Raw genomic sequence first — 14,790 nt, 5'->3', positions numbered from 1 at the left:
AATAGGCCCCTATCGCTTATCAAATAAGCGCTAGCAGCTATGATTTTAATAGCATTCAGGCACGATGTGGCGCACGCCCCGGCGCTCGCTTCCCCACCAGAGAGGAGGCCGGGGGTGGTTCATCACACAGTCCTTATCGCTTCACTCACTCCCCTCTTCAAAAATCCACACGCGCCGACACGAACAGGCGGCGCGCACGCTCGGCGTAGCCAAAGCTGTCTGATTTTTCAGCCAGGTTCACGTTGCCAATGTTCTCCAGTCCGGCGCGCAGCACCAGCTTGCGTTGGTCGCCCAGCGCAATGTGCTTGCCCACGCTGGCGCTCCACAGCGCGTAGGAAGGCAACTTGACGCCATCGGTGGCCGTCTGGCTGCCGATGAACTCACCGCCCACACGGGCGCTCCAGCCCGAGGCGTTCTTCCACTCCAGGCGCGAGGTCAGGCTGCTGGACGGGCGGTCGGCCAGCTTCTTGCCGGTGGTTTTGTCGCGGGTGTTGAGCAGCGTGAGGTCGTTGCTCCAGGCCCATTGGGGCGTTGCCTGCCACACCGCACCCAGCTCCAGCCCCCGAATACGGGCTGCATCCACGTTGTCATAGAGGTAGGTGCGCCGCGTGCCCACGGTGCTCAGCAGGCGGTAGGTGATGAGGTCTTTGACCTCGGTATTGAACGCGGTGGCGCGCAGCGTCCAATTGGGCGCAGCCTGCCAGTCGGCCCCGATCTCGAACGAGTTGGACGACTCGGGCTTCACGTTGGCATTGCCCTTGAATGTGTGAGGCCCTTCGGCTCCCACGTAGTTGGGCGAAATCTGCTTGAGTGTGGGCGCTTTGAAGGCGTGGCCAAAGCCGCCTTTGACCACCAGCGCCGGGCTGGCCTCCCATACCAGGTAAGCGCGCGGGCTCACCTCGCTGCCGAAGAGCTCGTGGTTGTCGGCGCGCAGCCCGCCGGTCAACATCAGCGATGAGCCCAGCGCCACCTCGTCTTGCACAAACAGCGCCTTGTGCGTGGCCGAGTCGCGGCCCGTGGTCAGGCCAGCGTTGGTCAAGGTTTCGTCACGCCATTCGCCCCCAAAGGTCACCTGGTGGCTACCCAGCTTGAAGGTGGCGTGCCCGTCAATAACTTCGTCAAGCAGGTTTTGCGGGCGCGTGGCCGCCACCCCATTGCTGGCCGAGTTGACGATGTCGATCTCACTGCGGTAGGCCTGCACACGACCGCGCCAACCATCAAAGCGGCCCTGCCAGCCCACATGGGCCTGCGAGCGATCGATGTCATAGGTGCTGCGGTAGCCGCCTTTGGTGGACGACACGGTGTCGTAAAAGCGGCGCTCATTGCCGCCAGTCCAACCCGCCTCGATGGACTGCTGCGCATCGATGGCAAAGGTGGCCGCCACGCCCCCCGCCTGCGAATGGCGCCCCTCGATCTCGGAGTTGCGCGCATCCTTGCGGTCGGCCACGGGCGCGCTGTGCGCCACCTCGCCATTCACGCGCAGCGTCAGCCGCTCGCCCACCGGGCCGGTGGCAAACACCGATGCCGTGCCCGTGGATTCCCCCTCGCTGGAGCTGGTGGGGTTGCTGCCCGAGAGGCTGACCGAGCCCATCCAGCGGTCTTTGGGCTGGCGCGTGATGAGGTTGACCACACCGCCCAGCGCCTCAGAGCCATACAGCGCCGACATGGGGCCGCGAATGACCTCGATGCGCTCAATGGCCGACATGGGCAGCCAGCCGTATTGGTAGTCCGAATGCCCCACCACATCATCAGAGGCGCTGATGCGCCGCCCATCGATCAGCGTGAGCGTGTGCTTGCCCTCCAGCCCGCGCAAGGCCAGTGTCTTGCGCCCACCCACCTGGCGCGGCGAAAGCGTGAGGCCCGGCGCACCGCGCACGGCGTCCAGCAAATCGGTGGCGTTGCGGTTGGCCAGCTCCTCGCGGTCAATCACCGTGACGCTGGCGGGCGCGGTGCGCGCGTCCTGCTCGTTCAGGGTGGCCGTGACGGTGACCGATGGCAGCGCCTTGGCAGCGGCCGTTGCTGCGGCACTGTCCTGCCCCTGAACTTGTCCCTGGGCTTGCACTGCGCCGCACAAGGCCATGGTGGCCAGCGCCAATGCGGTGTGCTGCAGGGTGCGCCTGGAAACCTGGGGGCGGTGTGCTTGGGTCATTTTTGGCCTCCTACTTCGGTCAGTTGCAGCACTACGGGCTCTTGCTGGGTGCGTGCAAAGTGCTTGTGCCCTGCGGGCTCTGAAAACACGCTGCCCGGCGGCATGGGCCTGAGTGCGGCCTCGTCAAACTGGTCGCCAAAGCCCAGCAGCAGCGTGCCGCTGATGACGGTGACCAAGCGGTAGCCCTGCGCGTGGGTGTGCGGCGGCAAATCGGTGCCCGGGGCAATGCGCACGCGCCGCGTCACCACTTGGTGGGCCGCGTCGGCATGCACGTCCACGCGCTGCGTTTTCTTGTCGGCCTGCCAGGCGGCTTGGTCTGGGGTTTGCACAAACACGTCGGCGGCCCATGCGGGGGCCAGCCCCGCCAGCAAAGTCGCAGCGGCACACAGACGAACTCGGGTTCCAAAAGACATAAGGTGCTTTCGTTCGATGGGAAGTAAAGAAACAGGGCTGGCGGCGCGCGCAGGTGTCAGGCGGATGCTGGGGCGGCGTAAAACCCCGCTTCAGGCAACTTGCCCCCCACCAAGGCGGCGTTGCGCGCCATGAGCTGGGTAAAGAAAAACTCCAAATCACCCCGAGCGGCAAGGGCGGGCACGGCGTCGAGCTGGCTGGTGGAAACCGCATCTGCGACGGCTTCCGGGGTGAGCAAATCGATATACCGATGCATCATCTGACCGCACTCCATCGGATTGGCGCGGCACCAAGCCACGGAGCGGGCGTAGGCCTGCGCCACTGCAGCCAAGACGGCTGGCTGCTCGCGCAGTGCGCCCACTGCCGCAATCCCCGCCTGGGGCAGGCGCGGAGCTCGGGCAAAAACACGCCCCCACTCCTGCTGTAAATCCGCCCCACGGTGCAGCGTGGGCGCCGCCAACCCTACCGGAAACGACTGCGTTTTGCGCAGCGCCAGCGACACGCCCGGCTCGGTCAGCAGCGCGTGCGACACGCGGCGTGTGATGAGCAGCTGCATGGCCTCCATGGGCGTGGGCACGTAGCGGATGCGGAAGTCACGCTGCACATCCAGCCCTTGCTTGGCGGCCAGCACCTGCAGCACGATGTCGGGCATGTCGCCCCGGAAGGGCACGGCGATTTCCTCGCCCTTGAAGTCGGCCAGCGCCTTGCGCTGCGCGTCGCGCGTGACGACCCACAGCGCGCCCCAGGTGGAGATGTTGAGCAGCGTGACCCCAGCCCCCCGGTTGTGCAAGTTGGCGGCCACGTTGCTGGGCATGGCCAGCACGTCGGTCTTGCCACCCATGGCCATCATGCGCAGCTGATCGGGGTCGCGCCAGGCGGTAAACACCGTGCGCTGAGCCACGCCTTGCAGCGCATTGGATTGCGCCATGTGCATCAGCGGTGCTGACACCAGGGCGGGCGGCCCGGCCAGCGTGATTTGCGGCAAGGGCGCCGTCGCTGCTGCAGCAACACCAGCCGCCCAGGATGGCGATGCCAGCGGCGCAGCGACCGGCAGGGTCAGCAGGGCCAGCGCCTGGCGGCGCGACGGTGTGGCCTGAGGGATGAAGAAGCGGGAATGCATGATCGGTGGTCGTGCGCCATGCCCATCGCGCAGCGCCGCAAGGCACAGAGGAAGCGGCAAATGGCGAAGTCGGCGCATTGGGGAAAGTTCGGCTGATGGCGAAATCGGGAAAACCGAAGCAAGGGGATGCTCAGAATTTGTAGGTCACCCCGGCCGTCAGGCTGCGCCCCACGCCTGGCAAATAGCCGGGCTGCGCTGCTGTGGCCTGGTTGCGAATGGCGTAGCTGCTGGCATAGCGGCGGTCGGTCAGGTTATCGGCCTGCAGGTAGGCGGCCCAGGGCCCTTGCGCCCATTCCAGCTTGATGCCCAGCAGCGCATAGCCGTCTTGCTCGGCGCCCGGCGTATTGGCGTGGTCTGTCGGCGTATCCACCGGCAACCAACGCAGGTTGGGCCCCACACGCCACGCGCCTTGGCGCAGCATCAGCTCTGCATTGATGAGGTGGCGCGGCACGCCTGCAATCTGTTTGCCGGCATACACCCCACCGCGAAAACGGTAGTCGCTCAGCGTCCAGCTGGCGCGCCAATCCAGCACACCGCCCAGCAGTGGCTGCGCGCCTGCTAGCCCCAGCTCCAGCCCCTGGTGCAAGGTGCCGCCACGGTAGTTGTAGGTGCCCACCTTGATGCCATTGGCATCGGTGGTGGAGATCAGCTCATCGGCCAAGATGCTGCGGTAAGCCGCCGCGCTCCAGCGCACGGGCCGTGCACCCTCGCCCCACTGACCCTCGCCCCCTACCTCCAGCGTGGTGGCGCGCTGCGCAGCCAGGCGCACCAGCTCGGCGCTGGCGGTGGCGGGGCTGTTGGCCGCCACGGTGGCGCTCACGATCTCCCAATACGTGGGGGCCTCGTGGCTGCGGCTCAGGTTGGCCCACAGGCGGGTGGTAGGGGTGGCCGCCCAGTTCACTCCCACCTTGGGAGTGGCAAATGTCCAGTCTTGATCAGCCTGCGCAGCGCTGGTGCGGCTGGCGGCATCACGCGTCAGGTGGCTCCATTGCACGCTGCCCACCACCGTCCAGTCCGCTGCCACGCGCCAGTCCAGCGCTGCCAGCGCCTGCACATTGCTGGCGTCCAGGTCGTAGGCGCCAAAGCGCTGCAACTGCTGGCCATTGACGGGGCTGGTGGCGTACAGATCGCGCTGCATGTCGCTTTGCGCCCACGACACCCCGGTGCGCCAGCCCCAGGCCCCCTGCTCGCCAGCGGGCCGCCCGCTGGCCTGCCACTGCGCGCCCACCGTGCGGCTGTGGGTCACGGTGTAGTTGGTTTGGTTGTTGAACAGATCATCGGTGTCTTGCCAGTACACCCCCAGCTCCTGGCGCAAGGCGTCTGAGCCCCAGCGCGAGCGATTGGCCAGTCGCAGTTGGTCCGCCGCACGGCGCGGGTCGCGCTTGTACACGTTCAGCAGCTGGTCTTGCGCCGTCACGCCATCCCCCATCACGCCGCGCGGGTTAGACGCAATGCGGTCTTTGGGCACCACGCTCGGAATCTGAAACGACAGGTCGGTCCAACTCAGGTAAGTGCGGTTTTCAAAACTGCCATTGCCCTGAAAACCCAGGTTCGCTTGCACGCTGTCACGGCTGGACGCAGAGTGGTGGCGGTAGCCATCAAACCGATCGCTGCTGGCCGAGATACGGCTGTCAAACCGCTCCCCCACCCCGCCCACTGCCGCCTGCAAAGCCTGGCGGCCATAGCTGCCCGCCTCGGCACGCACGCGACCGCGTTCCTGGGCGCCAGTCAGCGATACAAAATCCAGCTCGCCCCCCAACGTAGTGGCCCCCGGGGTGAGCGCATTCGCCCCCCGGCGCGCACTGACCAACGCAGCGTTGCGCGGCTCCAAAAAGCCGATGATGAATGAGCCATCGGCCTCGTTCAGCGGCAGGCCATCTTGCAGCAGCAACACCCCTCGGTTGACCGGGTTGCTTTGAATGCCCGAGCCCCGAATGCTCAGGCGCGGCTGATCGGTGCCCCCAAAGAAGTCCTGGATCACGATGCCCGGTTGATAGTCCAGCGCATCGCGCAAGGTGGCCACTCGGTTTTGCTGCTGGGGCTCCACCAAGTTCGTTCCACCAGGCACACGCGCCAGGCGAGCGCGCTCCGCATCCACACCGTCAACCATGGGGACAGGAGCGCTATCCCGGCTGGATTGGACAGTGACCGCAGGCAACTCTGGCTTCAAAGGCGACGCGTCCTGAGCCATCGCAACCTGGGCCATGACGGCCCACACAGCCAAACAACCTGGGCCGCTTTTGGCCAAAGGCAAAGATAAACGAATGCGCATGGTAATTTGTTATTGAGAGTTATTCGTATTCTCAATATGATCCACGCACAAGCGGTTTCAACCAATGACATTTATCAACAACGGCTCCACACCATCAGAACTTATCCCGCTGATTGCGACCTTGCCTGCCCTTGGGGGGCTTGACCCTGCGGTGCTGGAATCACTGGCACAAGGCGCCCAGCAGCGACAGCATCGCGATGGCGAAACACTGTTCTGCGAGGGCGACACAGCAACCCACTGGCTGCTGATAGAGAGCGGCTGCGTCGAGGTAGTGCGCTTTGGTCACGAGGGGCAAGAGTTGGTGTTCCACTGTTTTCAGGCCGGACACAGCGTGGCCGAGGCGGCCATGTTCATGGCGCACGGCCGTTATCCCATGACGGCGCGCACCCAAGGCACGACGGTTGTGTGGCGCCTAAGCCGCGAGGCGATGCACCAGGCTTGCGAGCGCCACCCGGCATTGGCCCTGAGGCTGCTGCAAGACTTCAGCAAGCGGCTCTACCGCTACATCAATGAAATGCAATGGCTCACCACCAGCAGCGCACCAGAGCGTCTGGCCGCCTACCTGCTGCGGCTACCGCGCACGCCGCAGGGAGAGATCACGCTCCCCTTGAGCCAGCGCCAGCTGGCTGCCAACTTGGGCATTCGCGCTGAGACGCTGAGCCGCTTGCTCGCCGACTGGCAGACCCAAAGCTGGCTATGCGGCCAACGGCGGAGCTGGACGCTGCTCAACGCATCACCACTGCGCGACCTGGCCTTTGGGAGTGCTCGGCCTTTTTAAGGCACTGCGCGTGATAGCCACGGCACGGACCCGCTTGAGCCGCTCGCGCCGGGCCGGGCCGGGTATTCGCGCCAAATAAAGTCGTAAACAGCGAACTAGCATCCACGCGCCCTTGCGCCTTGCTCTGCCGTGGAGCGCGCACGCTACAGTCGTAAACTCATCGACGACGCATTCCACAGCCTAATATCGACAGTACCGCACACAGCACTCTCTTGCGGAATGCATCCAACATCAGTTTTGGCTTGCTGACCTTAGGGAACATCTTCACCGTAAAGCTTAGCAAGCAGAACTCGGCCCCACTCAAAAGCACATGGCGTAGCTTGTGGTCACCTTTCCACCGCTTGTCTACCAGTGGAAGTCCACTCAGGTGACACGCGCTTAGCACTGCTAGTGCTTATTTCCAAGGTATGCAAACTGGATAAGCGCATAGTCATGACATTGCTCAGCTAGGACTATGCTGTCATGGACATCGGCGGGTCGATGCCTAGCCTTACTTGCACTAGCGGCGACGGAACGGCGCTCCTGGCGATGAGTTGTGGCGCTCGTCGGCGATCTCAAACAAGCACTGCAAATAAGGCTGCACGTCCATCCAGCGCGCTCTCTCATCGTAGAACTGGGCCAGCGTCCGCGTGGCCTCTACAGCATCAGGCCATTTTTCAGCAATGCTCACGCGGGTCATCGCTTCGCGGCTATCTTGCTCGTCATGCAGATGGCCGTCCTGAGCTCCGTAGGTGTGAAATTCCACGATGCGTCGGGGCTGAGGCCACGCGGCGTCTTGGCAAGTACCGCCGGGTGGCGAGACCTCGCGGGTAGCATGGGCTGCCGCAAAGGAGTCTTGGACGGTATGCAGGAGTGAGCCAAAGGCAACGTGGTGCAGGTAAGGCAGCATTTTGTCTTGCCGGCCCAGAATGTAGAGATCGGAGACGCGCCACTGCGTGCAGCCAAAGTGCTCTTGCAGCGTTGGGTTGTCTATGTCTCGCAGGAAGGTATCGGGTTTGATTTCTCGCGATGCCACTTTCCACGCGAACTCAAGCCAATCCAATACCTTCGCACGGGTGGCTCCAGGGTGCACGCCCTCTTCGCTGGCCATTGCATGCAAGAACTGCAGATCACCAAAATGGGAGCGGGTCATCAAGTTACCGCGCTGAATGCCAGCAGCTTTGCTGCAGCCCACGATGGGCTTGATCTGGGCTTTCTTTTCTGCATCCTTGAATAGGCAGTACCAGCACAGCGGTTGTGTCGAGAAGCGAATGGTTTCTGACACTTTGCAGGACTTGCCCAGGTAGGTGCAATTGCCTTCCTCAGTGGACAGTTTGAAGGGCGGCAAGTCATTCCATCGGACCCCGTAGATGACATAAGGCGTCGCGAATGGAAGATCGCGATCGCTACAGACAGGGTCTTGAGCAAGGCCAGCCGGCTCCACCGGGCAACCCATGGCAATCTGGGTGATCTCCTCATGCACCCGCCCTTTGATCAGAACGCCCAAACGACCTGCGACCGTAGCTAGCGAGTCTTCAGTCTCGTTGGTAAGTTTGGATTCAAATGCTGAGCCCATGGGGGCGATTTGAAAAGCGGCGGCTGCACTGCAGAGGGTCAAAATACCTGCGCCCACAGCCAGTGCGCGAACGCCATTGAATGCCTGTTGCAGTGAAGACTGGCGATGGCGAATTTTGGTGTGCTCTGTGCCTTGCATGTCTCTCCTCCCGAGCCATAACTTTAGGCAGATTTAGTATTTGGGCAAGAGATATAGAAACAGGGGGAAAGCGCCCCACGTGCAACACTGTTGGGGGCTATGTGCGGAGCATGGCACTCCTGTCAGGTTTCGGCTTTAGGCTGGGAGCAGCCGGTTACCACTCGTCCGACCAAGTCGCGATTGATGTGCTGGGTCGGGTGCCGATCAGCGGTCATTCACCGGGACCGGCCATCGACCCACAGGCGAATTCCACAGCCCTTAAATCGGCGACCCGGAGCTGTCATTCGAAGTCGCAGAGAGGCGAATAGCGCAGCCTGCCTACGCCGTGCTTAGACGACACTTGCCAGTGTGGGAAAGACTTGGGCAGCCCATGATCGGGCGATCGGAGGAAGCTGCGACATGATTGCAATGTTTCACGGGGCCATGGGTGGAGAACACGATGCGAGCTGAGCAAGAAATCTTTGACGAGCTGGCTGGCCTCTGCTCCTCGCCCGGCTACGCGCATGCCATCGCCCATCTCTGCTCCCGCGACAACATGATCCAGTACTCGGGCGAGATGAAAGCCGAGGATATGCAGCACCTCTTCTCGAAAAGCCGGCTGATCCGTACCGAGACATCGACCCTCATCGGGCTGATGCTCAAGAACCCGATTGACTACACGCTCCCGGCACCCCCGGTCCTTGAAAAGTACATCGAAGCCACGGAAGCTCTTCTTGAGGAGATCCATCACACGATGACTGCGTCGTTTTGGCAGGACATTGATCCTGCCAAGATCGCCGAACCAGGTTTCAATCCATTCACCGACGGCGCCGCGCTGCGCGAACCGATCTTCTATGGCGGGGAGTCGGCCTACAGCTTTCAGTACCGTGATTTCGCCCCTACCAAGTACGCGAATGATGACCCTTGGCTCCTTGCCAACAAGGCCTTCTCCGTACAGGATGCCCGCAACGTCGTCCTTGCCGTTTCGCGATTGCAGGATGAGAAGGCGATCCGATTCATGCGCGCCATGCACGGAACGCCCCAAGAGTCATGGACCTTCCTGCCCGGGAATGCGTTCTCGGTGCAAGAGGTCGCCGACTTCGGGCACATCGATCCGCCAATCGTCGAAAAGGTCCTATCGGCATTTGCCGTCCCACCGGGTGCACACAACGAGCAGTTCAATGCGCTGCACGATTTCAATATTGCCAACGCCAGTCCACTCATCCGCATGCCGGATGGCAACTTCCTGCTCTTCCACATCTACAGCCTCGTAGAAGCGCTGTATGAAACGCCGTTCTACTGGATGGGTGCTGACAAGGCCTATGTCAGCACTGCAATGCAGAACCGCGGAGCCTTCACCGAGCAGTTTGCGGTCGAGCGCCTGCGGCAGGTCTTCGGCGCGGAGAACGTGCTTGCCAATATCGACATCTTTGAGTCAAAGGACACCAAGCTCGCTGAAATCGACGTGCTGGTGCTGTTCGGCAATCGTGCCCTTGTCCTGCAGGCCAAATCCAAACGCCTGACGCTTGAGGCCCGGCGCGGTAATGACCTCCAGATCAAAGACGACTTCAAGAAGAGCATTCAGGATTCCAGCGATCAAGCTTATCGCTGCGCGAAGCTGATCGAGGAAGGCAAGTGCACACTCAAAGACGCCACCGGCAATGTCGTGACACTGCCGACAGGCCTCAAGCGAATCTACTTGATCTGCCTGATCTCAGATCACTACCCGGCCTTGAGCTTTCAGGCCCGACAGTTCCTCAAGTTCACGGCGACCGACGCGATCTCGCCGCCTTTCGTCATGGACGTTTTCGCGCTCGACGCGATGACCGAAATGCTCAGCTCCCCACTGCATTTTTTGAGCTACGTGGATCGCCGGACCGGGTACACCAACAAGCTGGTGGCATCCCATGAGCTGACGATCTTGTCTTACCACCTCAAGAAGAATCTTTGGGTAGACGACGAGCATGACATGGTCATGCTGGAGGACGACATCTCCGCTGACCTCGATCTGGCGATGTTGGTTCGGCGTGAGGGCATCCCAGGCAAGGGCACCCCTGAAGGCATCTTGACGCGGTTCAGCGTGACGGCCCTGGGACGCATGGTCAAGGCAATTGAAGCCCGGCCCGATCCCGCAACTATCGACCTTGGCTTCACGCTGCTGAAGCTCGGCGAGGACACTGTGCTTGAGGTCAGCGCGGTCATCGATCAGCTTGCCAAGCTGGGCATCGCTGATGGCAAGAATCACGATGTCACCGTGGGGCTGGGCAGCGGTGGCACAGGCATCACGATTCACTGCAACGACGACCCGATAGAAGTTGCCGGACCGACGCTGCAAAGACACTGCTATGCCAGAAAGTACACCGAGCATGCCCAGACCTGGTTCGGGGTATGTGTGCGGCCAAGCGATCAGGCGCTGCGCTTCGGGCTCAATCTGGACTTCCCATGGGAGCAAGACGACGCGATGGACGCGCTGACGAAGAACATGGGCGAGCCGGGCAACTTGAGGGCCTTGCTCCGCCAAGCCGCCAAGGCACGAACGAAGGTCGGTCGCAATGACCCCTGCCGATGCGGCAGCGGCAAGAAGTACAAGAAGTGCTGCCTCGGTTGACGCGCACCATGGTCAAGTCGGCCACCGGGTGTTCTTGAAGTAACCGAGTTCCGCCTGGATCCGATCAATCTTTGTGGTCTCGGCCGGATCCCAGTCCGGCATGTGCAAGTAGACGATGTCCGAAGAGTGGCCTTGCTTTCCGGCTTGCGGCCTGTCTGTGGCAATGCCAACGACCGTTTTCACTGAACTGCATCGGCCGCGAACGACAAGGCACCGCAGCATCAGTTCGCGGGCACGCAGATCGCGATTTGCCGAGTCGCCGGCTGTGAAGACGAATGCGGCTTGGTTGTCCGCGACGACAACTCTTGCGGCCACATGTTTGGTGGTCGGGTGTAGGAACTCCAGAAAGGAATCCGCAAGGTTGGCGCGGTGACCACGGGGTTGCATCGCCATCGCAGCCAGCGCGAGCTCGTTCTGCGTGACCTCCCTGCGGAACATGTCGAACATCCCATCCGTTAGGAGGTCTTCGACGAAGTGTTCGATCAGCCGATCCCAAGCGTAGGAGGACTCGAGATCCTTGTTCCGCGCAAGGTAGTCAGGATGATTTATCAGAGCCTCCCAGACGCCGTCTTGGATCAACGCCAGCGCCGGCTCGCCTGTGTCCGGGTCGAACAAGCCAAAGTCCTCCCCGTTCTGGACATAGAGCGCAAGCAGGTCCTCTGCTCCGGAGCCAACGAAGACCGGTTTGGCGCCGCGTTCGAAGATGCGTTCGGCAGCCAACAAGTAGCGAACGAAGTCAGTGATCGTCGTGAGCTCGCTGAAGAAGGCCTGCAAGCTGAACTCGTCAAGAAGGTGGACAAATCCGTGACCCAGATCGCCCCACTTCAGGGGGACGCTCCCTCTGCCGCCTAGGGAGACCGTGATTCGATGGAAGCTGCGATCCGGTTTTGGCGCCAGCACAACCTCTCGGCCATCGCTGCGAACCACGCGATCGGCGACGCGAAGCCAACGCTCGGCACCCCAGATCTGCTGGACCGACTTGTCGATGGCGGCCTTCTGCCACCGCTCCCAACCCACGGTGTCGCCCGTGTCACGAAACTCGATCTCCTTCACAGAGATGATGATGATGTGGGGGCCGCAGACGATCAGGCAGTCACACAGTTCCTTCCCGCCCTTGCCGACTGGGTTCGGGTGCGTCCAAAGCCTCATGAAGCTACTGGTACTCAGGTCGTTGACTAGACGTTCGGACGGGGTTAGACCAGCATTCATGTATCTGAAAGATTTGGTTGGCTAAGTGGCAACGGAGCCTTTTGGTGCGGCCTCGCTGGCGTCCAGATCAATTGTCCCTCCATGCACGTTGATCAGCCTATTAGCAGCCACTCATGATCGACCGCTCTTGGGCGAGACGTGCCCGCTAGCTTTTGGAATTGCTCGCCATAAACCGGCCGGTCAGAAGGCGCTCCCTGAACGGCTGCTCTCGGGCGATGAAGTTGGCAGACGGGGCACTCGCACCCGGCCAGGAGCGGTCGTTCGCGCTCGCTCCTGGCGGCCACTCAATGCCCCTCTGCAAACGCTCGGGTATTCTCATAAGATTACGTTCGTAATGTTATTATTCGTACATGAAGAATGGTGTACGACGGCCGAAGCGGCCAGAACTTGTTAAGGCTTTACTTTTAGATGCTGGCGCGCAGTTGCTCGTCCATGGCGAGCAACTATCTATTGGCGCCGTCGCTGAAATTGCGGATGTGACCAAGGGTGCGGTGCAGCACCATTTCCCGACACGCGAGGCTTTGGTGATGGCGCTCTATGACCACCTCGTCGCTGAGTTTCAAGACCGAGTTGCAGACGATGGCTCGGGCGAGCCCGCAGCTTGGCGCTATGCCAGATTGGCTCTTGAGTCCGCTGATGAAGCGTCGTCCGATCAAGGCAAAGCGCTTCTAGCCGCTTGTGTGGTTGAGCGCTCAGTCTCGACTAATTGGGCTCAATGGGTTCGGGATGACCGAGCCCTTGACGGATCCGACACAAACAAATTACTTGCCCGGCTAGCCGCCGATGGCCTATGGCTGTCTGAGGTTCTCGGCATCTATGAGCTGTCCGCAGCAGAAAGAGAGGCGCTCTCAATTTCCATCAAGAAACTTACCCAAGGGAGCTAAACGATGTCCCCGTATATCCCGCTGTCCATAGCCATCGTTGCAGAGGTGATCGCAACGACCGCCATGAAATCCTCCGACAACTTCACGCGGCTGGTGCCAAGCGTCATCGTGGTGGTCGGCTACGTGGTTGCTTTCTATTTCTTGTCGATTACCCTCAAGTTCATCCCAACTGGCATTGCTTACGCGATATGGGCCGGTGCGGGCATCGTGCTCATCACACTGATGGGTTGGATAGTGCACAAGCAGACGCTCGACCTAGCCGCCATGCTTGGCATGGGCCTCATCGTTTCAGGCGTATTGGTCATTAATATCTTCTCCAAGAGCGGTGCACACTGACGCGAGTTCCGGCACAGCATGAGTCCGCTCCGGGTCGATAGTCGGCGCTCTTGAATGACCGCTACGCGGCTTCCAATGCTTCGGCCATGCAGCGGTGCAACCGTTCAGGGTTGACCGGCCGCTCACGCTGCGAACTTGTCACTCGATTCGTCGTACTGCCCTCAACAGTCCATGCCGAAAGCTGCCTATCAAGCTCTCACCGTCGGTACCTCATCCCATCTTGTGGTGTAGTAAGGAGTCCGCCGTACTTGACGCATCCCCCAGGTGTCAGCCCCCTGGGTGAGGCCAGAGCTGCCAAGCAATACCGTTCGCTTGCCAAACCGGTCATTGACTTCGTCCATGGCACGCATCAACTTTGAACGGTCGCGCTGATCGTTCAATGGAGTCGCCCAGTCCAGCTCTGCCTGAACAAAGTTGTCTGGCACCAGATCCAACAACATCACGCCAGCCTTGGCCAGCTGAAATCCGGGTTGGTAGATGCTACGCAGCCCCTTCACCGCTGCGTTGGCCAACTCCGTGGTGTCCGCGCTGGGACGTATCAACGGCACGACCACGCTCTTGGAGAACCGTGGACCATCCCTGAATGGTGATGTCCTTGCGAACACCAGCACCTGCGCAGCCAGATGCCGTTGCTTGCGCAGCTTCTCAGCTGCCCGTGAGGTGAACTCACTGATCGCCTCCCGCAAATCGTTCAGCCCTGTGACGGGTTGGCCGAAGCTGCGGGTACAGGCGATCTGCTTCTTTGGCGCGGGCATGTCCGCAAGTTCTATACAGGCCTCTCCCTTCAGCTCACGCCATGTGCGCTCCAGCACCACGCCCCAAGTTCCCCGCACCACCGCACATGGCAGGTCCACGAAGTCCTGTACTGACGTCACCCCGCGCTCAGTTAGTTGGGCGCTGATCTGCCGACCAATCCCCCACACCTCGCTGACGTCGGTGGAGGTCATGACCTCTCGCAGTTGATCTGCTCCGAGTCGGGACAGGTCACACACCGTGGCGAGTTCATCCGGGTAGCTGCCGGGCTTGCGCTCTGCTGTCTTGGCGATGTGGTTGGCCAGCTTTGCGAGGGTCTTGGTGGGGGCGATCCCGATGCCACAAGGGATGCCGATCCATTGGTTGATACGGGCGCGGATCTTCCAGGCTCGCTCGACCAGGTCGCCCCGTACGCCATGCAAGCCGATGAAGCTCTCGTCGATTAAGAGGTACCATGGCTAGTGTTGCATTTCACTTAGAGGGAAAGCTCTGTACGTAGAGGTATCCCCAACCGTTATCTCCAGTGCTCGTCCGTACTCAAGCAGTTCCTGAACATGTCATCGTTGACCCCGTGAGACACATGCCAAGACTATGGTCC

Annotated in this window: 11 protein-coding genes; 4 read left to right on the top strand and 7 right to left on the bottom strand. The window is 61.4% G+C overall.

Annotated features, from left to right (window positions below; translation table 11 throughout):
• Nucleotides 1–157: 157 nt before the first annotated feature.
• The 4 genes from G7047_RS29910 to G7047_RS29895 all read right to left on the bottom strand — a co-directional run bounded on the left by G7047_RS29910 (nt 158) and on the right by G7047_RS29895 (nt 5,886).
• Entirely contained in the window at nt 158–2,149 is a 1,992-nt protein-coding gene (locus G7047_RS29910; protein ID WP_166312385.1) for a TonB-dependent siderophore receptor, read from the bottom strand.
• A complete protein-coding gene (locus G7047_RS29905; RefSeq protein ID WP_166312384.1) occupies nt 2,146–2,562 on the bottom strand; it encodes a cupin domain-containing protein in 417 nt (138 codons plus the stop codon). Before G7047_RS29905 ends, G7047_RS29910 begins: the two co-directional genes overlap by 4 nt.
• Before the next feature lie 56 nt (nt 2,563–2,618).
• Complete coding sequence (locus G7047_RS29900) at nt 2,619–3,680, bottom strand: ABC transporter substrate-binding protein (RefSeq protein WP_166312383.1); 1,062 nt, start codon at nt 3,678–3,680, stop codon at nt 2,619–2,621.
• Nucleotides 3,681–3,810: 130 nt separating this feature from the next.
• Entirely contained in the window at nt 3,811–5,886 is a 2,076-nt protein-coding gene (locus G7047_RS29895; RefSeq protein WP_240939630.1) for a TonB-dependent receptor domain-containing protein, read from the bottom strand.
• Between the two features lie 130 nt (nt 5,887–6,016).
• Here G7047_RS29895 and G7047_RS29890 point away from each other — a divergent pair, with 130 nt between their 5' ends.
• A complete protein-coding gene (locus tag G7047_RS29890; RefSeq protein ID WP_166312381.1) occupies nt 6,017–6,730 on the top strand; it encodes a Crp/Fnr family transcriptional regulator in 714 nt (237 codons plus the stop codon).
• 499 nt (nt 6,731–7,229) lie between these two features.
• On the opposite strand, the gene G7047_RS29885 is transcribed toward G7047_RS29890, so the two are convergent.
• Nucleotides 7,230–8,423, bottom strand: a complete 1,194-nt coding sequence (locus G7047_RS29885; protein WP_240939629.1) for a hypothetical protein — start codon at nt 8,421–8,423, stop codon at nt 7,230–7,232.
• Between the two features lie 439 nt (nt 8,424–8,862).
• On the opposite strand from G7047_RS29885, the gene G7047_RS31425 reads away from it, so the two are divergent.
• Nucleotides 8,863–11,010 (top strand): SEC-C metal-binding domain-containing protein, encoded by a 2,148-nt coding sequence (locus tag G7047_RS31425; RefSeq protein ID WP_166312380.1) that lies wholly within the window; start codon nt 8,863–8,865, stop codon nt 11,008–11,010.
• A 12-nt stretch (nt 11,011–11,022) separates the two neighbouring features.
• Here G7047_RS31425 and G7047_RS29875 read toward each other — a convergent pair whose 3' ends face one another.
• A complete protein-coding gene (locus G7047_RS29875) occupies nt 11,023–12,159 on the bottom strand; it encodes a hypothetical protein (RefSeq protein WP_240939628.1) in 1,137 nt (378 codons plus the stop codon).
• 410 nt (nt 12,160–12,569) lie between these two features.
• Here G7047_RS29875 and G7047_RS29870 point away from each other — a divergent pair, with 410 nt between their 5' ends.
• Complete coding sequence (locus G7047_RS29870) at nt 12,570–13,103, top strand: TetR/AcrR family transcriptional regulator (RefSeq protein WP_114484340.1); 534 nt, start codon at nt 12,570–12,572, stop codon at nt 13,101–13,103.
• Nucleotides 13,104–13,106: 3 nt separating this feature from the next.
• The gene (gene qac, locus G7047_RS29865; protein ID WP_166312378.1) at nt 13,107–13,439 is read left to right on the top strand and encodes a Qac-pB8 family quaternary ammonium compound efflux SMR transporter; all 333 of its coding nucleotides are present in this window, start codon (nt 13,107–13,109) and stop codon (nt 13,437–13,439) included.
• A 188-nt stretch (nt 13,440–13,627) separates the two neighbouring features.
• On the opposite strand, the gene G7047_RS29860 is transcribed toward qac, so the two are convergent.
• Nucleotides 13,628–14,614 carry a DUF4113 domain-containing protein gene (locus G7047_RS29860; RefSeq protein WP_240939627.1) on the bottom strand — a complete coding sequence of 329 codons (987 nt, stop codon included), beginning with the start codon at nt 14,612–14,614 and terminating at the stop codon, nt 13,628–13,630.
• Between the last annotated feature and the right edge of the window lie 176 nt (nt 14,615–14,790).

It is taken from the genome of Diaphorobacter sp. HDW4A, from assembly GCF_011305995.1.
Taxonomy (GTDB): Bacteria; Pseudomonadota; Gammaproteobacteria; order Burkholderiales; family Burkholderiaceae_C; genus Diaphorobacter_A.
Note: the sequence above shows the minus strand (reverse complement) of the source record. Positions and strands in the feature narration are given on the sequence as shown.